22 protein-coding genes are annotated in these 20,610 nt (G+C 52.9%); 3 read left to right on the top strand and 19 right to left on the bottom strand.

The window, feature by feature from the left end; translation table 11 throughout:
- Positions 1–21: 21 nt before the first annotated feature.
- Complete coding sequence (locus OEV49_16275) at positions 22–768, top strand: hypothetical protein (protein MDH3892623.1); 747 nt, start codon at positions 22–24, stop codon at positions 766–768.
- Positions 769–999: 231 nt separating this feature from the next.
- On the opposite strand, the gene fliJ is transcribed toward OEV49_16275, so the two are convergent.
- The 11 genes from fliJ to OEV49_16220 all read right to left on the bottom strand — a co-directional run bounded on the left by fliJ (position 1,000) and on the right by OEV49_16220 (position 9,398).
- Positions 1,000–1,449: a flagellar export protein FliJ gene (fliJ, locus tag OEV49_16270; protein MDH3892622.1), complete on the bottom strand. Its 450-nt coding sequence runs from the start codon at positions 1,447–1,449 to the stop codon at positions 1,000–1,002.
- Between the two features lie 14 nt (positions 1,450–1,463).
- Complete coding sequence (locus OEV49_16265; protein ID MDH3892621.1) at positions 1,464–2,780, bottom strand: FliI/YscN family ATPase; 1,317 nt, start codon at positions 2,778–2,780, stop codon at positions 1,464–1,466.
- The gene (locus OEV49_16260; protein ID MDH3892620.1) at positions 2,777–3,490 is read right to left on the bottom strand and encodes a FliH/SctL family protein; all 714 of its coding nucleotides are present in this window, start codon (positions 3,488–3,490) and stop codon (positions 2,777–2,779) included. Before OEV49_16260 ends, OEV49_16265 begins: the two co-directional genes overlap by 4 nt.
- A complete protein-coding gene (gene fliG / locus OEV49_16255) occupies positions 3,483–4,493 on the bottom strand; it encodes a flagellar motor switch protein FliG (GenBank protein ID MDH3892619.1) in 1,011 nt (336 codons plus the stop codon). The genes OEV49_16260 and fliG overlap by 8 nt, the downstream gene beginning before the upstream one ends.
- 7 nt (positions 4,494–4,500) lie before the next feature.
- The gene (gene fliF, locus OEV49_16250; protein MDH3892618.1) at positions 4,501–6,048 is read right to left on the bottom strand and encodes a flagellar basal-body MS-ring/collar protein FliF; all 1,548 of its coding nucleotides are present in this window, start codon (positions 6,046–6,048) and stop codon (positions 4,501–4,503) included.
- Positions 6,049–6,112: 64 nt separating this feature from the next.
- On the bottom strand, positions 6,113–6,433 hold the full coding sequence (fliE, locus tag OEV49_16245; GenBank protein ID MDH3892617.1) for a flagellar hook-basal body complex protein FliE: 321 nt from the start codon (positions 6,431–6,433) through the stop codon (positions 6,113–6,115).
- An 8-nt stretch (positions 6,434–6,441) separates the two neighbouring features.
- Complete coding sequence (locus tag OEV49_16240; GenBank protein ID MDH3892616.1) at positions 6,442–6,768, bottom strand: hypothetical protein; 327 nt, start codon at positions 6,766–6,768, stop codon at positions 6,442–6,444.
- Between the two features lie 19 nt (positions 6,769–6,787).
- Entirely contained in the window at positions 6,788–7,282 is a 495-nt protein-coding gene (flgC, locus tag OEV49_16235; GenBank protein ID MDH3892615.1) for a flagellar basal body rod protein FlgC, read from the bottom strand.
- Between the two features lie 10 nt (positions 7,283–7,292).
- A complete protein-coding gene (flgB, locus tag OEV49_16230) occupies positions 7,293–7,706 on the bottom strand; it encodes a flagellar basal body rod protein FlgB (protein ID MDH3892614.1) in 414 nt (137 codons plus the stop codon).
- A gap of 175 nt (positions 7,707–7,881) precedes the next feature.
- Complete coding sequence (locus OEV49_16225; protein MDH3892613.1) at positions 7,882–8,631, bottom strand: OmpA family protein; 750 nt, start codon at positions 8,629–8,631, stop codon at positions 7,882–7,884.
- A gap of 2 nt (positions 8,632–8,633) precedes the next feature.
- Complete coding sequence (locus OEV49_16220; protein MDH3892612.1) at positions 8,634–9,398, bottom strand: MotA/TolQ/ExbB proton channel family protein; 765 nt, start codon at positions 9,396–9,398, stop codon at positions 8,634–8,636.
- A gap of 495 nt (positions 9,399–9,893) precedes the next feature.
- On the opposite strand from OEV49_16220, the gene OEV49_16215 reads away from it, so the two are divergent.
- Together OEV49_16215 and OEV49_16210 are read left to right on the top strand one after the other, a co-directional pair.
- Complete coding sequence (locus tag OEV49_16215) at positions 9,894–11,090, top strand: AAA family ATPase (GenBank protein MDH3892611.1); 1,197 nt, start codon at positions 9,894–9,896, stop codon at positions 11,088–11,090.
- Positions 11,087–11,704 (top strand): DUF4276 family protein, encoded by a 618-nt coding sequence (locus tag OEV49_16210; protein MDH3892610.1) that lies wholly within the window; start codon positions 11,087–11,089, stop codon positions 11,702–11,704. The genes OEV49_16215 and OEV49_16210 overlap by 4 nt, the downstream gene beginning before the upstream one ends.
- A 402-nt stretch (positions 11,705–12,106) precedes the next feature.
- On the opposite strand, the gene OEV49_16205 is transcribed toward OEV49_16210, so the two are convergent.
- The 8 genes from OEV49_16205 to OEV49_16170 form a co-directional block, all read right to left on the bottom strand.
- On the bottom strand, positions 12,107–13,459 hold the full coding sequence (locus OEV49_16205; protein MDH3892609.1) for a sigma-54 dependent transcriptional regulator: 1,353 nt from the start codon (positions 13,457–13,459) through the stop codon (positions 12,107–12,109).
- Positions 13,456–14,805, bottom strand: coding sequence for an ATP-binding protein (locus tag OEV49_16200; GenBank protein ID MDH3892608.1), 1,350 nt, complete (start codon positions 14,803–14,805; stop codon positions 13,456–13,458). Before OEV49_16200 ends, OEV49_16205 begins: the two co-directional genes overlap by 4 nt.
- A 458-nt stretch (positions 14,806–15,263) precedes the next feature.
- Complete coding sequence (locus OEV49_16195; GenBank protein ID MDH3892607.1) at positions 15,264–16,361, bottom strand: chemotaxis response regulator protein-glutamate methylesterase; 1,098 nt, start codon at positions 16,359–16,361, stop codon at positions 15,264–15,266.
- Between the two features lie 34 nt (positions 16,362–16,395).
- Positions 16,396–18,150, bottom strand: coding sequence for a chemotaxis protein CheA (locus OEV49_16190; protein ID MDH3892606.1), 1,755 nt, complete (start codon positions 18,148–18,150; stop codon positions 16,396–16,398).
- Positions 18,151–18,170: 20 nt separating this feature from the next.
- Positions 18,171–18,761, bottom strand: coding sequence for a protein phosphatase CheZ (locus OEV49_16185; protein ID MDH3892605.1), 591 nt, complete (start codon positions 18,759–18,761; stop codon positions 18,171–18,173).
- Positions 18,762–18,786: 25 nt separating this feature from the next.
- On the bottom strand, positions 18,787–19,161 hold the full coding sequence (locus OEV49_16180; GenBank protein MDH3892604.1) for a response regulator: 375 nt from the start codon (positions 19,159–19,161) through the stop codon (positions 18,787–18,789).
- A 16-nt stretch (positions 19,162–19,177) separates the two neighbouring features.
- The gene (locus OEV49_16175; GenBank protein ID MDH3892603.1) at positions 19,178–19,567 is read right to left on the bottom strand and encodes a response regulator; all 390 of its coding nucleotides are present in this window, start codon (positions 19,565–19,567) and stop codon (positions 19,178–19,180) included.
- A 31-nt stretch (positions 19,568–19,598) separates the two neighbouring features.
- On the bottom strand, positions 19,599–20,600 hold the full coding sequence (locus OEV49_16170; protein ID MDH3892602.1) for a protein-glutamate O-methyltransferase CheR: 1,002 nt from the start codon (positions 20,598–20,600) through the stop codon (positions 19,599–19,601).
- Positions 20,601–20,610: the final 10 nt, after the last annotated feature.

Genomic DNA, 20,610 nt, shown 5'->3' with positions numbered 1-20,610 from the left:
GGAATTAGCATGTGTGACAGAATGAAATCTTACCTTGCCATCGCCGCCATAGCGTTAGGGCTGAATCTAACCATCGGAACGGTATATGCCGAAGACCCGGGCGTACCAGACACGCTCAGGATTGACACATCGACTGCTTTCGCCGGTGGTAGTGGCGAATTGCCGATCACCTTCGTCAACGATGAACCATTGTCGGGCATCGAGGTGACGATCGGTTGGGATTCACCGGACGTGACAGTCGATTCCTTTTCATTCGTCGGGGGTCGGCTGGCCGGATACTCTGCAACCGGTTGGGCGCCGATTGACTCCGGGCTGTCGGTTTATTTTATCGCTTTTGAGAATCTGGTCCCGCCCGGCGAAGGACTACTGGGCACTATACACTTCGGTTACCTGTCAACCATCGACCCCCAATTGGTTACGGTAGATACGGCCACGTTGACAGCCCCCCAGGTTGAGTACGGCACAGTATTCTCCGACGACTTCCACGAGCCTTTCGCCCCACAAGTAATCAGTGGATACCTGGACATTCAGGCCGGTGGATGTTGCCTGGGTGATCGGGGCAACATCGACAACAGCCCCGACGACATCGTCGACATTTCCGACTTGGTATACTTGATTGATTTCATGTTCCTCAGTGGTCCCGGACCGGTCTGCATCGGCGAAGCCAATCTCGACGCCGATCCGCTCGAAGTGATTGATATCAGTGATCTGGTATATCTGGTAGACTTCATGTTCCAGAGCGGCCCCCCTCCCCCGCCTTGCTACTAGCAGCGGGGTGATAATTCAGCCTTAAACGGCCCTCTTGCGCTTTGCGAGTTGTGACTCTATCAAGCGATTGTAGCGCGGGTCCGTCTTCGCCTGCGCGCCGCGGCGTGAACCCGCCAAGCTGTGAGAATCACTGGAATCTTGACCTACCAGGCAATAATCTGGGCAGTGCGCGCGAAGCGCGAAAGAGTGGCTTGCCACCAGGCGAGTCGCCTGACTGCACCTGCCAGAAACTCAACCCTCTTCTTTGCGGCGATGACAGATTAGAGCTATCTCGTCGTTTTCTTTCGTCATCGCCTGATCGATCTCGGCATGGTGCTTGGTCGATTGTTTTTCTTTGAGTTTTTCAAGAACCCGTCGGTCTTTGGCAGCAGCTACCAGTTCGACTCGCTTCTCTTCCGCCTCACCCTTCAAAACATTCAACAGTTCCGTCCCGGCCAACTGTTCTCGTTTGAGACGGGTCAGGTAACGCGAGTAGACGAGCATCTCGGCCACCGAAACATGTTGTGTCATCTGCCGACGCTGTGAAGACAGGTTTTCCTGGCGGGAGTCATGAATTCGATCAAGTTCGTCTGTCTGTTGATGCACCTTTTGCACGGCTACGGCGTGAACCTTTTGACGCTCTTTCTCGATATGTTCTTTGACCCTCAAGAGAGCCTGAAGGCGGTACTTGAATTTCTTCATGGCGGTGCCCCGCGTCAGTCAGCGAGTATTTCTTTGAGTCTCTGTACCGATTGTGCATGATCGGCCAGTTCCATGATTGCCTGACGGAAGAAATTGTTCAGTGGCTCATGCTTATCGATAGCGCGATCGATTCCGGGGTTGGACCCTTTGACGTAGGCGCCTATGTTGATCAGGTCTTCGGCTTCACGATATACCGACAACAACTCCCGCACCTCCCCGGCCAGCGCCTGTTCTGAGTCGGTGGTGACATCCTTGGCCAAACGGCTGATCGAATCGGGCACATCCACCGCGGGAAACTGGTTGCGCGATGCCAGCCGTCGCGACAGAGAGACATGCCCGTCCAAAATTGAACGGACGGCGTCGGATACCGGCTCGTTGAAATCATCTCCCTCGACCAATACCGTGTAGATCCCGGTCACAGACCCTTTTTCGCTCTGTCCGGCCCGCTCCAGAAGTTTCGGCAATAGAGCAAACACCGAAGGAGTGTAACCTTTGGTTGTCGGAGGTTCCCCCACCGCGATTCCGATCTCTCGTTGGGCCATGGCTATGCGCGTAAGCGAATCCATCAAGAGCATGACATCGCGACCCTGGTCACGGAAGTGCTCGGCGATAGTTGTTGCAACCATGGCGCCTTTGACCCGGATGAGCGATGGTTGATCCGAAGTCACAGCAACGACCACCGTGTTCTTCATCCCTTCCTCGCCGAGATCGCGTTCGATAAACTCGCGCACTTCGCGGCCCCTCTCGCCCACCAGCGCGATGACGTTGACATCGGCCGATGATCCCCGCGCCATCATGCCCAAAAGGACAGACTTCCCGACGCCGGAACCGGAGAATATACCCATGCGCTGACCTTTGCCCACGGCGCAGGTCATGTCCATGGACCGGATACCTGTGCGCAATGGTTCTTCTATGCGACGGCGTTTCAAGGCGGGAATTGGCTCAGCGTGGATTGGTCTCATCATGGTGCTTATCAGCGGACCGTTGTCATCAATCGGCTGACCCAACCCGCCCAGTATGCGACCGATAAGTTGATCTCCCACCGGGATGCGCAGTTGTTCGAAAGTGGAGGTGACAATTGCGCCCGGGGTGATACCCGAGATAGGCCCCAACGGCATCAGCAAAATCCGGTCATCACGAAATCCAACCACCTCGGCTTTGATTCGGCTCCCGGTATCATAGTTTTCAATGTGGCACAAACGACCCACCGACACCGCCGGCCCGGCCGATTCAATTACCAGACCGATCACCTTGGTTACTTTACCGAAGTGTCTAACCGGAGAGGCCGCTGCTATCCGTTCTGCATAAACATCGTAGGCAACGTGCGTCACAACCTTTCCTCGCCGGCAAGTATGGTCTCTTCTATGACTTCAAATTGAGATTCCAAACGAGCATCGATGTCGCCGGTCGGTGTTTCGATGAAACAGCCGCCGTAGCGAACGCGAGGATCGGATTCGATAGAGATTTCCTTGATGGTGGTAGAGCCTTTGAGAAAGGACTCTATGTTTTGCTCGATGATCGGCAGATGATCCGGATGGACCTTGATCTTGAGGCGGGAACGATCCACCAAACTGTCGATGACTCCACTGATCATCCCCAGGGTGAGTTCCGGGTCTGCCTTGACCGCGTCGTATGTTACTTTTCGGCTGATCTGTATGACCAAATCGAGTATCTTTTGCTTGGCTTCAAGAAGAAGCGATTCGCGTTGGTTGACGGCATCCTTGATTGCCGCATCGAGTTGATTCAACACTTCGCTTGCTTTGGCCAGGCCCTCATTCAATCCTCGGTCGTACCCGGCCTTCTGTCCGTCCTGAAGACTGATTTGAGTTGCCTTCTGCACCCGATCGTTCAGATAGCGCTCTACTTTGTCGACTTCCTGCACCGGGATTAACTTGGCTCCGTCGGGGTCGGTAAGCACCACCACTTCAGGAAGAAGCTCTCCCAGCTTTCGTTCGGCCAGGATTTCCTTGTCACGATCAAGATGTTTCTCGCCGATGTACACGACCGGCGCCTTCTGAACTTGGCGGATTATTTTAGACAATGACATCCTCTTTGCCGCCACGACCGGAGATGATGATCTGGCCTTCTTCCTCCAGTCGACGGATGGCTTCTACGATGCGCGTCTGAGCCGCTTCCACATCGGAGAGACGTGTAGGACCCATGAACTCCATCTCTTCTTTGATCATCACCGAGACACGCTCGGAGACATTCGAGAAGATCTTGGCCTTGACTTCGTCCGAAGCGGCCTTGAGGGCCAGCGACAGGTCCTTGGTCTCAACTTCCTTAAGCAGCCTCTGCACCGAACGATCATCCAGCAGAACGATATCGTCGAACACGAACATCATGTTTTTGATTTCCGCGGCCAGGTCGGGGTCTCCCGCTTCCATAGACTGCAGGACGTTCTTCTCAGCCGAGGTATCGATAAGGTTGAGGATTTCGGCAAGTGCTTTCGCGCCGCCGGATGTCGACATCTCACCACCGGCCGACTGTTCAAAGTGACCTTCCAGCGTCTGCTCGATTTCGCGCAAAATATCCGGTGCGATCTTTTCCATGGTGGCGATCCGGAAGGACACTTCACCCTGTAACTCCGGTGACAACTCGGCCAATACGGCAGCGGCATGTTGCGAAGTCAACTGAGTCAGAATCAAAGCGATAGTCTGCGGATGTTCGTTTTGCAGGAAACCCGTCAGCTGTTTGGGATCGATGTCTTTCAACAGTGAAAAGCCACTTGACTTGATGGTCGACTCCAGCCGGTGCATAATTTCCTTGGCCTTGCCGGTTCCGACAGCTTTTTCCAGTATGCTGCGGGCAAAGTCAACACCACCCTGTGAGATGTAGTGGCGCGCCATAAAAATCTGATGACATTCACTGATCACTTTTTCTTCGATCTCTGCGGGCACGTCGCGCAGGTTGGCAATCTCAACGGTGATCCTTTCGAGGTCTTGTTCGGACATACCTTTGAGCACCAGGGCCGATACTTCGGGACCAAATGCGACCAAAGCCACAGCGGCTTTTTGCATCGGTTGCATATCTTCGTAGTTCATAGTCGGTCTACTCAATCATCATGGTTTTGATGACTTTGGCAATCTCTTCCGGTTCCTTCTTGGCTGTCTCCTGCATCTTATCGACCAGCCTCGGTTTTCGTGTTTCCGGAATTATCTCTATCGGCTCTTCCTCCACCGGCTCCGGGGTCACCGCCTGGGTGCGCGGCGGCGGTGGCGGTGGCATTAATCCCGACAGGGCGCCAAAGAGCTTCCGGGACTTTTTCTTCAGATATAAAAGCAGGAAGGCTATCAACAGAACGTATCCAACTTTCTTGGCAATCTCCAGATAGAATTCTCGAACGTACATGGCATCGAGTGCCTCACGGTCGGTATCGAGATTCTTGCGGTCAAAAGATAGATTCAACATTTCAACCTGATCGTTGCGTTCGGAGTCATATCCGATAGCGTTCTTGACGATCGCCTCAAGACGGTCCAGTTCTTCTGGTGAACGCGGTTCGTAAACAGTCTCCACAACACCGTCTGCGTTTTCCACTTCAGAGTAGTTGCCGTCAACCAACACCGCTACCGACAAACGCTCAATCGTTCCGACGGCGTTAACGATATGGTCCATGGTTCGGTTGAGTTCATAATTAGTGATCACCGTTTCCTGAGCATCCTCTTCTGAGCTCTCGGCGTTCTCTTCGTTGCGGTCGGTAACCGATCCGGAATTCTGGGTCCGTTGTTCGCTACGAATCGATGGTGCGTTGGGATCAAATATCTCGGAGGTTCGTTCCAACTGCTGGAAATTCAGCTCGGCCGTAACTCTCACCACCGACTTCTTGACACCCAACACTTCGTCAAGCATTGTTTGCGCTTTAGACTCCAAATGCTTCTCAACATTCTGACCCACCTCCATCTGCGAGGCGGTCAAACCGGCCAAAGCGTCATTCTGTTGTCCGGACGACAGGAGGTTACCGTTGTAGTCGACTATCGTAATATTGTCCGGCGACAGTCCTTCAACCGAGGATGCCACCAGGTGCGAGATACCTGCCACCTGTGGTTTCCCAAGCCCGCTACCTCTGAGTTTCAACACTACGGAGGCCGTGGCTTCCTTCTGATCTTCCTTGAACAGTCGATCCTTGGGAATCACGATGTGCACGCGGGCGGCGTCGACCTCACGCAATTGCATAATAGTGCGAGTCAACTCACCTTCCAGCGCACGCCGGAAGTTCAGGTTTTGCAGAAAGTCGGTCATACCCAGGTTGTTCTCATCAAACAGCGAGTACCCGATGCTTCCCGAGCGCGGCAGCCCCTGCGTGGCCAGACCGATTCGGGCCTGATAGACATCGGATGACGGCACCTCGATTGTGCGTCCACCACTGGTCAGTTGGTAGTCGATGTTGTTTTGGCCCAGGTACGCCACCACCTCCCCTGCTTCGGCCTCATCAAGGTCCGAGTACAGTGGTTCGTAGGTGACGGTGTTAAGCCAGCCGACCAGGAACACGACGCCGACAAGTGTGCCGGTGATGACACCCAAAAGCATCATCACCTGGCTGGGCGACATGCGGCCGACAAATCCTGATATGTTCTTTAAGTATTCTTTCAGAGCCTCCATAAACCATTCCTATCGGTTCCGGTGCTTAGACCATCCGTGGTCGACCGGGCTCAACGCCTGCTGCCTACAGTGGCATGCGCATTATTTCATTGTAAGCGGTCATTAACTTGTTTCGTATCTCCAAAAGCAGGTCGGTGGCAATACCGGCCTGTTCGGCCTTGATCATGATCTGGTGCAACTCGACCGGCTCACCGGCCAGGAAGGCCTGTTGAATCCGGCCCGATTCGTCGTGCAGCTCATTGACGTTATTCACCAATCCACTCAGCATCTCGGTGAAATTGGCCTGCTTGACAGTTTCATCTTTCGGCAGGTCGACAATTTTGCCGCCGGGACGCTCGATGAGACCGGGGACAAGCCGCTGAGTGTTGTTGATGCCTATGCCCATTCCGAAGCCTATGCTTTCATATCGATTACTTTACCCATGCCGGCCTCGGCAACGTCGCTGTCGGCATCATCGGCATAGCCGGCACCGAACCTGGTGGCGTCGGTAAAACGATTGAACAAAAGGTCCAGGGCACGCATCTCGGCTCCGGACAAATTGTCGGCATAACTGCCGCGCGGAACTTTCACGGCCAGGCGAGATTCACCGGCTTGATCGGTCGGATTAATCGTTACTTTGGTCGACTCGGTCGATTGACCGGACTCGTCGGCGCCGCCGGCTGCTTTATCCTGACGGTTGAGTTGTTGATAGGACTGTACGCCTACGGGATTAACTTGCATTTTCTATTCCTTCCTGAACTTAGATATCCATTGCAGACTCGGCCATCTTCTTGGCCGCCGATATAGCCACCGTGTTGGCCTCATAGGCACGCGTGGCGGCCATCATGTCTACCATCTCGGTAACAATTTCAACATCCGGCATCTCGACGTATCCTTCAGCGTCGGCATCGGGATGAGACGGATCATGCACTATCTTGAAGTTCGACTCGGTATCGACGGCTTCATCGAAGTCGACCGTAGGCGTTTCAACATTGCGCGTCACCAAATTCGAGTGCGCCGGTATATGTTTCTTACTTGTGCGCGAAAGCTGGGTACCGGCATGTTTGATCAAATTACGAAATCCGGTCCGGACTTTCTCTTCTTCCACCAGTACGCGACGACGACGGTAGGGCCCGCCTTCTTCGGTGCGCGTGGTTTCGGCGTTAGCGATGTTGCGGGCCACGGTATTCATCCGGGCACGCTGAATGGAGAGACCCTGCGATGATACCTCGATAGCGTTGAGTATACCGGCCATCTGTTTTCCTTTATCTGCTCGTTATTGCCTTGCGCAGACCGTCAAATTTCTGTTTGAGCAGTCTGGCCGCAACGGTAAACACCAACTCGTTTTGAGCCAGGTTCGATATCTCTTTGTCGATGTCGACTGAGTTCATCTCACCTTCGGAAACCTTCACCTCATCAGGCTCCGGCGGTCGTTCGGAGTGAAAGCCGAGCGGTAGGTGTGCATTGTTCGTGGTCAGTCCGGCCAGATTATCGGTCTCTTTGGTCAAACGGGCGAACTCGGCGTTGAAGTCGATATCGCGGGTGCGATAGCCGGGCGTCGATACATTGGCCACATTGCCGCCGACCAGTTTGTGACGAAACGAAGCCAGGTCGAGGTATTTCTCGAACTTGGGAACTCCGACTCGGTTGAACACGAAACTAGCTGTCTTGTTTACCATGCAAATCACTCATACGTTTTTCTTCGCATGGCTATTGAGCAAGGTTAATGCCAAAAGCGGCGCCTCTTCCCTATTTCCATGTATTGCGGGCGGTTACGACTCAATCGTGAACGCGACGCGGTACGTTTGTCTATTTGAATGGGAAACGATTGCCGCCTGACGGCGGAAGTTTTTGCTATTGATCCGCCTCGCCGTACAATTGCGAGGACGGTTCTTTTTGCGACAACTCGCGGGTCAGCACCACGATATCCACGCGGCGATTGAGGGCACGGTTCTCAATCGAGTTGTTGGGTCGGATAGGCCGAAACTCGCCGTAGCCAAGCGCCGAGATGCGACCTTCATCGATATTGTAATTGCTTACGAAGTAACGCACTACTTCAGTGGCCCGAGCCGCCGACAGCTCCCAGTTGGATGGATAACGAGTCGACTTTATCTGCGCGTCATCAGTGTGACCCTCGACCCGAATGTGGTTGGGCGTACCTCGGATCGTCTCGTAGACCAGGTCCAACAACTGCATGGCCGCAGGTTGCAGGTCAGCCGAGCCAGGTTGGAACACCGCCGACTCGACAATATGCACGACCAGGCCGCGCTCGGTTATTTCGGTCAGTACCTCTTCTGAACGCCCCTTAACTTCGGTCTGCTCCTCAACCTGACGCTGGATCATGCGCAGGTCGCCCAGTTTGAGCACACCATGGCCGGTCTTGAACTGGTCCTCCCCAGATTGGTTGATAATGGTCTGCCCACCTTTGAGTATGCCGTTGAGCGCCTCGGCCATTTTGCCGAATCGCTTGGCATCTATCTGAGACATCGAATACATCACTATGAACAACGCCAACAAAAGCGTGATCATGTCGGCGTAGGTCAAAAGCCAGCGTTCGTGGTTTTCCTGGTCATCACTGGATTTCTTACGGCGAAGACGAGGCATTCTTACACCTCTTGATAACGATGGCGCGGAGCCACGAAACCGATCAGACGAGTGCGGACATTGCGCGGCGTGTCACCGGACTGAAGCGCGATTACACCCTCCAGGATCAGTTCCAGATGGGCCAGTTCTTCTTCGTGACGCATCTGTAACTTGTCGGAAATGGGCAGAAAAAACAAGTTGGCCAGACCGACTCCCCACAACGTGGCGATAAAAGCGACGGCAATCGAGCCGGCCATGCGCGACGCATCGGAGGTGTCGCTGAGTGCTTGAATCAATCCCAGCACGGTGCCGAGGATACCCATAGTTGGCGAGAAACCACCGGCCTTCTTGAAAAAGGCGATCCCTTTACGGTGACGATCTTCAATATACGCAATCTCAGTTTCAAGAATCTCTCTAAGTACGGTCACTTCGGTACCATCGACCACCAGTTGGACCGCCTTGCGAAAAAACGGGTTGCTGATTTCCGACAACATTCGCTCCAACCCTAAGATACCGTCGCGGCGAGCTTTCTCGGCCAGCTTGACGATTCTCTCGATAGTAAAATTGGACGGATGCGAACTGCCGAAAAAGGCCAACCTGAGAAAAGTCGGCACCTGGAGTACGGTACGTATTGAGGTTGTAATCGTGGTTGCACCGATGGTGCCGCCGAGCACGATTAGGATCGGCGCGGTGAGAAACACTGCGTCCGGATTGCCGCCTTCGAGCAAGTATGCGCCGCCGATTGCACCGACGGCCAGAACCAATCCCATCAGAGTTGCTATATCCATCTGCTAACGTCGTCCTCTTACGTATAGCGACCTATTTCAGCGGCTGGGCATTGGCCAAAAACTGCTATTGCCCAAATCAGCTTCCTCTTGAGTATATCGGCAGGATTCGGCTGTTTTGAAGGGAAATGTAGGTCGAAACCCCTGCCCCGAAGGGGTCGCGAAGCGAGGTTTCGACAATTCTTGTAGGGCGGTTCCGTCTTCGCCTGCGTGCCGCGGCGTGAACCCGCCAACCGGATTCAGCCTCTTCTTGAGTATATCGGCAGGATTGTGCGGATTTGAAGGGAAAAGCTGCGGGTTGGGAGAGGCGAGCCGATGACGCACATACAACGGTGTACGGGTGTACTGCGGGGTTTTTGCTTGCTATTATGGGGAGATTGTGAATCTTTGCCATAAGCTATAGTAGTGGCGTTACAAAGACAGACCCTACGACCTCTTGGGTTCGGAGGGTATTGCCTTGGAGTATTTGAATTGAAGACGCGCTGACTGGAGATAGACATGAAGATAATTGGACTTGATGTAAAGGGATTCAGATCGCTTCGCGACATCAGATGGGAGCCGGGCAATCTAAACGTACTGATTGGACCGAACGCCACCGGCAAGTCAAATCTTTTGAGGCTGCTTGAGCTTATGGCGGTGTCTGCTCAGGGTCGATTGGGAAAACATGTTCAAAGATCCGGTGGCATGGAGCCGCTGGTCTGGGACGGTATTGACGACCAAATCTGTGTGAGAGTAAAGGGCTCGTCCTTGGACAAGTACGGCGACTCTGAAAGGAAATCACTGACCTATGAGTTGATATTGGGCAGAATTGGCCAAAGTAGCGCGTATCGCATCGATCATGAGCTTCTCGGTAACTTCTATGAGGTAGAATTGGGCCAGAGAGACCAGCCTTTTAAGTTTTTGGAGCGGCATCAGTTTCGCGCGCATGTCTTCGACCCTGAGGAGAAAAAGCTCAGTGCCCCGGAAGATCAAGTACCAGAACAAGAGACGTTACTCTCATTTGCCGCTGGTCCATTTTCGGTAAACGAACTGATTCCGAGGTTTCAGGAGGAGTTGGCTTCGTGGTGTGTCTACCACGACATTCACGTTAATCGAGATGCGATGATTCGCCAACCATCGGTGTCAAGGCCCGAAAAGCGAGTAGAACCTGATGGGCAGAACCTGATATCGGTACTCCACACGCTTTACACCGATGACAGGGACTTTAAGAAAGACATAAACTCAGCCATGAATGCGGCTTTTGGGGACGATTTTGAAGAACTTGTGTTTTCACCCGCTTCGGATCAGCGAATCGAGCTGCGTGTGCGGTGGAAAAGCCTCAAGCGTGCGCAATCGGCCTCTGATCTCTCGGACGGTACGCTGAGATTCCTCTTCCTTCTTACCGTGTTAGCTTCGCCTTCACCAGCTCCTGTGATAGCTATTGATGAACCTGAGACTGGGCTACATCCATCTATGCTACCCATCGTGGCTGAATATGCCGTCGAAGCGTCACAACGCGCGCAAATCATATTGACGACGCACTCCCCACAGTTCTTAGACGCCTTTGGCACTACCCAGCCAGTTACAACCGTGGTTAGGTGGGACAATGGCGAGACACGCTTACGGAATTTTGACGATGACAAGTTAGCAGAATGGCTAAAGGAATACTCGCTAGGTTCTTACTTTCAATCTGGTGAGTTGGAGGAAGAGGCGTGAAGTTCCTTCTGTTTTGCGAGGGTAAAACAGAGAAATTGGGCTTGCCAAAACTCCTGAAGCGTTGGTTGGACCCGAGACTCTCAAAACCTGTAGGTATCAAACCTGTAAAGTTCACAGGGTGGAACGATCTATACTCAGAAGCAGAAAAGAAAGCTAAATTGCGACTCAAGGAACCAGATATAATAGCCGTTATTGCCATTCTTGATCTCTACGGACCGACTATCTACCCAAGTCACAAAACTTCATCGGAGGAAAGATACGATTGGGGGAAACAGCATATAGAGGAAAGAGTCGGACATTTGAAATTCCACCAGTTTTTTGCCGTGCATGAGGTCGAAGCCTGGCTTCTTGCCCAACCACAGATATTTCCCAGCGAGGTCAGCAAGCGCTTACCGGCTAGAGTTGCAGCACCTGAAACCGTGAACTTCGACGAACCTCCCTGTGTTTTGCTTCAACGACTGTATCGTGAAAAAACGCGTCGCACATACAAAAAGACAACCCATGGTGTGGAGTTGTTTGGAGTTCTCGATCCTGAAACGGTCCGGACTAAGTGTCCTCGATTCGCAGAGATGCTGGATGAGATGTTGCGACTTGCAAAGGAGGCCGGTCTGTAATCCGTCGGACTTAGCGCCAATTACTGCAGGCCAGCCCCCCAGTTGCCTCTACCAAGAACAAAGCCCCACTTCACAAAAACCCCACAACTTCCCCCCAAATACTGACGGCAGGTCCGTAGGTAAAGGACCATGCTATGCCCACGAATGAAAAACAAATTGCAGCCTACCCCCACAAAGCCAATAAACCTGCTGACTCTCCAACCCAAGCCGCCGGAAAAGTACTTTTTCCGGGAAACAAAGCCATTTGTACGGTCCGGGTGGCACCCTCAAAGTCGCTTTGGGGGTGGTTCTTGCGCAACAGATATCCCGCCCCAAACAAGGTTTGAGGCGGCCACCCGACGTCCCTCGACTCCGCTCGGGGTGACAGGGGAAGCGCGCGAAGCGCGAAAAAAGTAAGCTTGCTTACACCATTTCTTCGGTGCGGTACTCGGCCAATTTGTTGCGTATGGTACGGGTCGTAATGCCCAGGGCTTCCGCTGCCTTGGTTTTGTTGCCGTTGAACTTCTCAAGCGTCTTGAGTATCAGATACTTGCTGCCCTCTTCGAGTTTCATCGGCACCCGCAAAGACGGCAGGTCGTCGGCAATCGGACCCAGCGCCAAATCGGCCGGGAAATCATCCTCGGTGAGCGTGTCGCCACGAGTGGTTACAACCGCCCGCTCGATCAAGTTTTCAAGTTCACGCACATTGCCGGGCCAATGGTACTTCATGAGAAGTTTCAGAGCAGTCGAATCGACGCCCATTATCTGGCGAGAATTCTCACGGTTGTACTTGTCGATAAAATGCTCGACCAAGAGCGGTATGTCTTCCTTGCGTTCATCCAATGGGCTGATGGCGATAGGGATTACATTGAGGCGATAGAAGAGGTCTTCGCGGAATCGACCATTATTAATGTATTCCTTTAGATTGCGGTTGGAAGTAGCAATCAGACGGACATCTACAGCTATTGTCGAGCTGGACCCGACGCGCTCGAATTCACGCTCCTGGATTACTCTGAGCAGCTTGGATTGCAGATTCAACGGCATCTCTGAGATTTCATCGAGTAGCAGCGTGCCGCCATCGGCCAATTCAAAGCGACCCCGGTTGGTCTTTTTGGCGTCGGTAAAAGCGCCTTTTTCGTAGCCGAATAGTTCAGCCTCGACCAGGTTCTCAGGCAGTGCCGCGCAGTTGAGTTTGATGAAAGGACCACTGCTTCGGTTCGACGTATAGTGAAGCGCACGCGCCACCAGTTCTTTGCCGGTCCCGGACTCGCCGGTGATCATCACAGTCGAACGAGCATCAGCGACCGACTCGACCATATCGAAGATTTCCTTCATCAAGGTCGACTTACCCACCAGGTTCTGGAATTTGTGGGTCAGGTCGCGCTTCATGATAGCGTTCTCGCGTCGCAGGTCCAGCATCTCGGAAGCGCGCGCCGTGATATGCTCGATTGTTTCCGGGACGACCGGCTTGATAAGAAAATCATCGGCGCCCAACTTGATGGCCCGAACCGCTGTCTCGATAGTCCCAAAGGCTGTGATCATGATAACAACTACATCCGGGGAAGACTTTTTGACGTATTTCAACAGTTCGATACCATCCATACCGGGCATTTTTAGATCCGACAGAATGATGTCGGCCTCGCGGTCGTTCAACTCGGCCATCGCTTCTTCAGCCGAATGAGCTGTGCGGCAATCATACCCTGCCCGATTGAGCGTTTCATAGACAAGTTCATTCACCAGGTTGTCGTCATCGACAACCAACACTGAGTGTTTCATTTGGATTGCTCCCTCTTGTGGTGATTGATTCTGGTGGGTAGCAACAGGTGGAAAGCCGCCCCCCCCACAGAACTCGATTGAACCAGGATATCACCCGCGTGCGTTTTCATTATCTTCCAGGCCATCGCCAGCCCGAGCCCGTTCCCGTCGGGACGAGTGGAGAAAAACGGAGCAAGCACCTTGTCAACATGCTCCGGATCAATCCCGGGACCGTTATCTGAGATGATTGTTTCCAAAATTGTCTCATCGACATCAAGCACTACATGCTGGCTGGACACCCGGGCCGCCTCTTCAGACGTCCACAAGCGGGACCGAACCCTAATCTCGCCCTCGCCCGAGCCATTGAGGGCTTGGACGGCATTGTCGAGTATATTTATGAGAACCTGCCGGTAGAGCACGGTGTCCAGATTGGTGATGGTATGGGCCGCTTCTGTAGGTTCAAATTCTTCCACGCGAACCTGCAGATTAGGCAGGCGATTCTGGTTTTCACGTCGGTATTGTTCAATCGTCGACAATACAAAATCGTGATGCACAACCTCGTGTCGACTAATCTCCTGAAAGCGACTATAATTCAAGAGTGTCTCGACCGTCTGGTTCAGCCGCTCGACCCCTTGTGTGATTTTTCCGGCCGTGGCCTTCCGTGGATCGTTTTCGTCAAACTCACGACTCAACAATCCGGCAAAACCGGCGATAGCCGAGAGCGGATTGCGGACCTCGTGCGCTACAGTCGCGGCCATTTCACCCAACGCCGCCATAGTGTTCAATCTGGCCAGTTCCGATTCCATCTTGCGCGTTTTGGTGACATCCTGAAACAGTTCCACAGCCCCGCTGGCCTGCCCATCCTGGTCCCTCAAGATCGTTGTGGAAACCGACAACTGCCGGGTGGCGCCCGAGGAGACTACGATCTCTTTTTCCTGGGCCGACACTTCGCGGCCGGTCTCGGCTGCCCGCAGTGCGTTGGCCTCAGAGGGATGACCCGGATTGATACAGTCCCGGTACAGTTTCCCCAATGGCACGTCATGTGGGATTTCCATAATTCTCGCAGCCACTGGATTGAAGTGTGTGACTCGCCCGGACTGATCAACGGCAATAACACCGGCTGACAGTGAATCCAGAATGCTGTTGAGAAAACTGGTGATATCTGCCTGAACACGGCTCAGCTTGATTAGCTGCCGATTGGCCTTGGCCAGTTCCTCGTTCTGATTGGTGAACTCCTTTTGCAACTCAATGTATTTTCGCTGCAGGGAGTTCACGATGCGGTTGAACGAAGCATACGACTCGGTGAAACGAGACACATCCTCGGTATCTTCGGTTGTCAGTACGGCTGTTCTTTCCTTGTCATCCATGACGTCATTCCAGTGACAATACGCAATTCGGTGATAAAAACGCCCAGACGGCAATTGCAATCAACTAAAACATGTTAGCCCGAATCCGGTTTCGGGGCCGGTCGGGGGAATTCGCGGATATGCCGTCGTTGCTGGAACCTGTCATGCCGAGCGTAGTTGGAGGCATAAGACAACGGCAGATGTGGACATTTGCCGGGCACAAGAATCTTTCATGCCGAGCGTAGTCGAGGCACGAGGTTTCGACAACCTCATGGTGAGCGGAGTCGAACCATGAACTTCGGTTTCAGGTGCTGTCATGCGACTCGCGTGACAGCCAGTGGGTCTGTGGCCGGGTGTCGGGCCGGGTCGCCACGACACCACAAACGCACAACACTTTCGGCCGGTTCACGCCGCGGCGCACAGGCGAAGACGGGCCCGCCCTACATAGAGTTATTGAATACCGGCGAGGGATTACCGACTCAGAAGTATGTCATGATTTCGTCGGCAACGATTTCGATCGGAACGATATGGTCGGTAACACCGGCTTCGACAGCGGCCCGTGGCATACCGTAGACTACACAGGTCTCTTCGTTTTGTGCGAGTACTACCCCCCCCTTGGACTTGACGTTTTTCAGTCCGGCCACACCATTGCTGCCCATCCCGGTGAGGATCACGCCCATGGTCGAACTGCCGTAGGCGTTAACGACCGAATTCATCATTACATCTACACACGGTTTGTACAGAGCGCTGGTCGGCTGGTCGCCGACGTGGACATTGGCTCCCCGCGTACTGCGTTTTATCGTCATCTGTCTTCCGCCGGGAGCAACCAGCACGGTACCCGGTTCTATTTTGTCGCCGTCCTCTGCTTCCTTTACCGACAGCTTGGACAGTTTATCCAGTCGTTCGGCCAACGATGTCGTAAATGTCGCCGGCATGTGCTGTGCAATCACGATGCCGACCGGCAGATTGCGCGGGAGTCGCGGGATGATATTCTGCAAGGCCGGCGGTCCACCGGTTGATGATCCGACCGCTACCAGTCCGATGAGGTGATTTCGTTTTCTTAGTGATTTGATCGGAACAGTAGGGCTGACCACCCGACGAGATGGTCGTGTCGATGACGGCTTTGTGCGAGTGTCGGTAAGCCGGGCGAAGTTGGCTCGTCGAGCGCAGGCCATGAGCACGTTTTTGCGGCGGGCGATGTCTTTGATTTTGGCCAGGAGTTCATCTTTGATCTTGACGATGTCAAGACTGACAAACGATAACTGCTTGGGGATGAAGTCGACCGCACCCATTTCCAGAGCGTCAAGAGTAGCGCTGGCGCCGTCGGTGGTCAGTGATGAAATCATCATTACCGGCAGTGGGCAGGTGTTCATGATTTCACGCAAAGCCGCCAGTCCGTCCATACGCGGCATCTCGATATCTATCGTGACCAGGTCGGGCTTGAGATTGCGAACTTTTTCGATACCCTCTTCCCCGTCGCGCGCAGTACCGATGACTTTGATGCCGGGATCGGACTCCAGCATCATCGATAAAGCCTTCCGCATGAAAGCGGAATCGTCAACCACAAGTACTTTGATTTGCTTTTGTGATACGACCACAGACACCCTTTCGTCAGCCGCCAAGTTTGCGCGCCAGTTTGAACAAACCTATCAGGTCAACGATGAGTCGAATACGGCCATCGCCCAGAATTGTCGCACCTGCGACACCGGTAGTGGAACCCAGGTACTGACCCATGGACTTGATGACCACTTCCTCCTGCCCCAGGAACCGATCAATCATCATTCCGAGCTTTTTCTCGGCCAGCCCTACCACTACTATGTATGGCTTCTCTGTCATCTCGAAGCCTTTGCTGTCGTTGTTGATAATGTGTGATAGGTTTATCAGCGGGATTATCTCATCACGCAGTCTAAACACAGGGTGCTGATTTACATAATGTATTTCCGATCCCTCGGTTTTGACGGTCTCGTGAACTGAAGACAGCGGCAATATGAAAATGTCGTTGTCACTCTCGACCAGGAGGCCCTGGATGATGGCCAAGGTCAAAGGCAGTTTGATGCTGATGGTGCTGCCGACGTCCTTAGCGGAATCGAGCTCGACAATGCCATTCAGCTTTTGTATGTTCGTTCGAACGACGTCCATACCGACACCACGACCGGAAACGTCGGTGATCTTCTGGGCGGTTGAGAAGCCGGCTTCAAAGATGAAGGCAAAGGCTTCGCGGTCGCTCATGCGGTCGATCTCATCCCGGCTAGCCAATCCTCGTTCGACCGCTTTGGTGCGAATGGCAGCAACGTCGAAGCCACGGCCGTCATCGGATACTTTGATGATAATACTGGAGCCTTCCTGCGCTGCGGAGAGGTTCACGGTGCCTTTTTCGGCCTTGCCTTTCTGGCGCCTTTCCTCCACCGATTCCAATCCGTGGTCACAGGAGTTGCGAATAATGTGCATCAAGGGATCTCCGATCTCCTCGATCACCGATTTGTCCAGCTCGGTGTGTTCACCGGAGATGACCAACTCAATCTGTTTGCCTGATTCGCGGGCAAGATCACGGACCTGGCGTGGGAAGCGACTGAACACCTTGCCGACCGGCTGCATGCGCATTTTCATCACGGCCATCTGAAGTTCTGTCGTGATGAAATTCACCGCTTTGGCCGCACGGTTTAGGTCCTCCAGCTGATACTCACCATCGTGCTCGGTTCCCAGCTTGCCAACTGTCTGCATGAGACCGTTGCGGCTGAGCACCAATTCACCGGTCATGTTCATCAGGCTGTCAAGTCGATCTACGTCGACCCGAATTGTCTGGTCAGCGCCACTACGTTGAGTTGGCGCTAACGCTTTGGTTTTTGCCTTTTCGGCAACGGCCGCCGAGGGCATCGGTTTTGTCTCGGCCGGCGCAGGTGGGTTGCCAACCGTTGACACCGGTTCTGATTCTTCAGGAGTCTCCGGCGGGACTTCGGCTGCTCCATCGATCTTGACCTGCAACCGATTTAGAATGTCGGCAAGATCGATCTCGTCGGTAACCTTGTTCCGGACATTGTCCAAAAGCACTTTCAGCAGGTCCAGACCTTCAAGCAGGATATCCATGATTTCCGGACATACGGTCATTTCGGCCTTGCGCAGTTTGTTAAGAATGTCCTCCATTTTATGCGACAAAGTCGTGACCTGGTCAAAGCCCAGGAAACTAGAGGTACCCTTAATAGTGTGCACGGCACGAAATATCTCGTTGAGCAGATCCAGATCCTTGGGCGAGGATTCGAGCTTGACAAAGTTGTTGTCGAGCGAGCCGATCAACTCATCAGCTTCGATGAGGAAATCATCTATGATCTCCTGCATTTCATCCAGTTCGAAGTCGGTGTCGGTAGTCATGTTGAAACTCTCAGGATGAATCAGGTTTTTCGCGCAAACATGTCATCAATTGCCGACTGATCAGTCTTCTTCTCAAAGAGGTCAGCGTGCGGATCATAGACGCGAGACTTCTTGTCTGAGTCAGTTTCGGATTGAGAATCCTGATTGCCTTTGAGTGCACCCATTATGTTTTGGAGTTTAGCTTCTATGTCTTCCAACAGAGCGGCAGCGTGGTTCATCTGTTGGGCGGTTATGTCCTGAAACTGAAGGGCATCCATTATGGTATAGGCGTCGTTGCAGGTGACATTTGCTTTGTCTATCAAGGCATCGGCCAACCCTTCGATTTCGCCTACGCGATCTTCGGTGACACACCTTTTGATCTCCGTCAGACTGGATTTTGAATCTTCAACGTGTTGCACGATCTTTTCGACCCGATCCAGCATCTGATGCGTGGCTGCTTCAGTTTGCTCGCTGATCTTGTCGAGTTGTTCCGTGGCCTTGGGAACTTTCTCGCTGGACTCGAGAAGGGGGTGGTGCAACTCTTTGAACTTGACTACTATCTCGTTGATGGAAGAAGCCAGTTCCTCTATCTCCTGCTGGATTTTCATTGGTAGCGGTTGGTTATTCGACATCGTATTCTCCTATTCAAACAGGCCGTTAACCGGCCAGAACCTGTTCGATTTTGTCCTTTAGAGTCTCCGGGGTGAACGGCTTCACGATGTAGTTGTTGACTCCGGCCTTCAAGGCTTCCATGATATCGTCCTTGACTGAACGGGTGGTCACCATGAGAATCGGCAGGCTTTTATACTCGGCCATACCGCGCAAAGTAGTTACGAACGAGAGTCCATCCATCTCCGGCATGTTCCAATCGGTAATAATGAAGTTGATCTTCTCAACCTTCATCTTGGCCAGAGCATCCCGGCCGTCACTGGCTTCGACAACATCTTCGAACCCGGCGCGTTTGAGCGTATTGATGATGATTCGCCGCATCGTAGGGCTGTCATCGACCGCTAGAATTTTAAGATCTGCCACGCAACCTCCTTATTGCTCAACTTACTTTTTCTTCTTGATTCAAATATCGTGAGACTTCGTCGATCAAGACTGAGGCCTTGAACGGCTTTACCAGATATGAACTGGCACCTACCTCGATACCTTTCTTGCGATCTTCTTCGCCATCCTCCGAAGAGAGTATGATTATCGGAGTACCGACATGCTCGGGGTTCTGACGCAGGGCCTCGATCAAGCCATATCCGTCCAGGTTGGGCATGTTGAGATCGGTGATTACCAGACTGATCTGCTCGGTCAGATTCGATATCTTCTCAATTGCATCCATCCCGTCGCAGGCGGTGACAACCTCGTATCCGCTTTTCTTAAGGGAGAAAGACACGAATTTCACCACGGTCGGTGAGTCATCTACTACCAATATTTTGAGTGCCATAGGTACTTGTCCCGTGTAGAGGCATTTGCCGTTATCTATTCACCGTCATCGGTTTTATTTTGCTCAATAGATCCATGGCGCGCCGCGCACCGCCTGCTGCGTTGGGTTTCCCGGCCAATGGTCCGGCCGTTGCCGAGGCCGACATGCTGCCTGGTTTGGAGCCGGATGCAGCCGCTACAGCTTCCTTTTGATAGACCAAGGCGTTCTTGAAATAGACCAATTTGAAGGCCTTGGAAATACCGTGAAGCGTTTCCGAGTGTCCGATATAGAAGTAGCCGCCGGGCTGGAGGCTGTTGTAGTAACCTCGCACAATCTGACGCTTGACTTCATCTGAGAAGTAGATCATCACGTTACGACAGAAAATCGTGTCGAACCCGGAGTGCATCGACATCTGGCGCGGCTCGTTTAAGTTGATGTGCGAAAACTTGACCAAAGCCTTGACCTCCGGTTTCACTCGAAAGCTGTCTCCGACTTTGTCAAAGAACCGATTGAGGACGGTCGGCTTTACATTTCGCAAGGTAATGCCCGAGTATTCTCCTTTGCGAGCCTGCGAAAGGACTTGTTCGGAGATGTCGTTGGCAATCACCTCTACTTTCCACCCGCTCAGGTTACCCAGCTTTTCCATAATCATCATGGCCAGCGTGTAGGGCTCCTCTCCGGTCGAACACCCGGCTGACCATATTTTGATACTTTTCGGTCCCCCGCCCTCTTTCTTGGTCTTAACCATCAGGGGCAGCACTTCGTCGGAAAAGGAAAGCAACTGGGGTTCGTTGCGGAAGAAACTGGTTTCGTTGGTCGTTATCAGGTTCATGAGTTCCTTGAACTCAACGAGCGATGTGTCGTACTTGACATGATAGAAGTAGTCGCGATACGATTTGATTTCCAGATCACTCATTCTCTTGATGAGTCTGTTTTTCAACAGGTATGTTTTATTTTCAGCGAAGAAAATGCCGCTTTTTTCGTGGATGAAATCTCTTATCATCACGAATTCTTCAGCGGTCATTTCCGGTTCAGCCGTGGACGATGTTAGCATATTCCACCCT

This window comes from Candidatus Zixiibacteriota bacterium, assembly GCA_029860345.1.
GTDB lineage: Bacteria > Zixibacteria > MSB-5A5 > GN15 > FEB-12 > JAJRTA01.
This window is presented reverse-complemented; position numbering and strand designations above follow the sequence as displayed.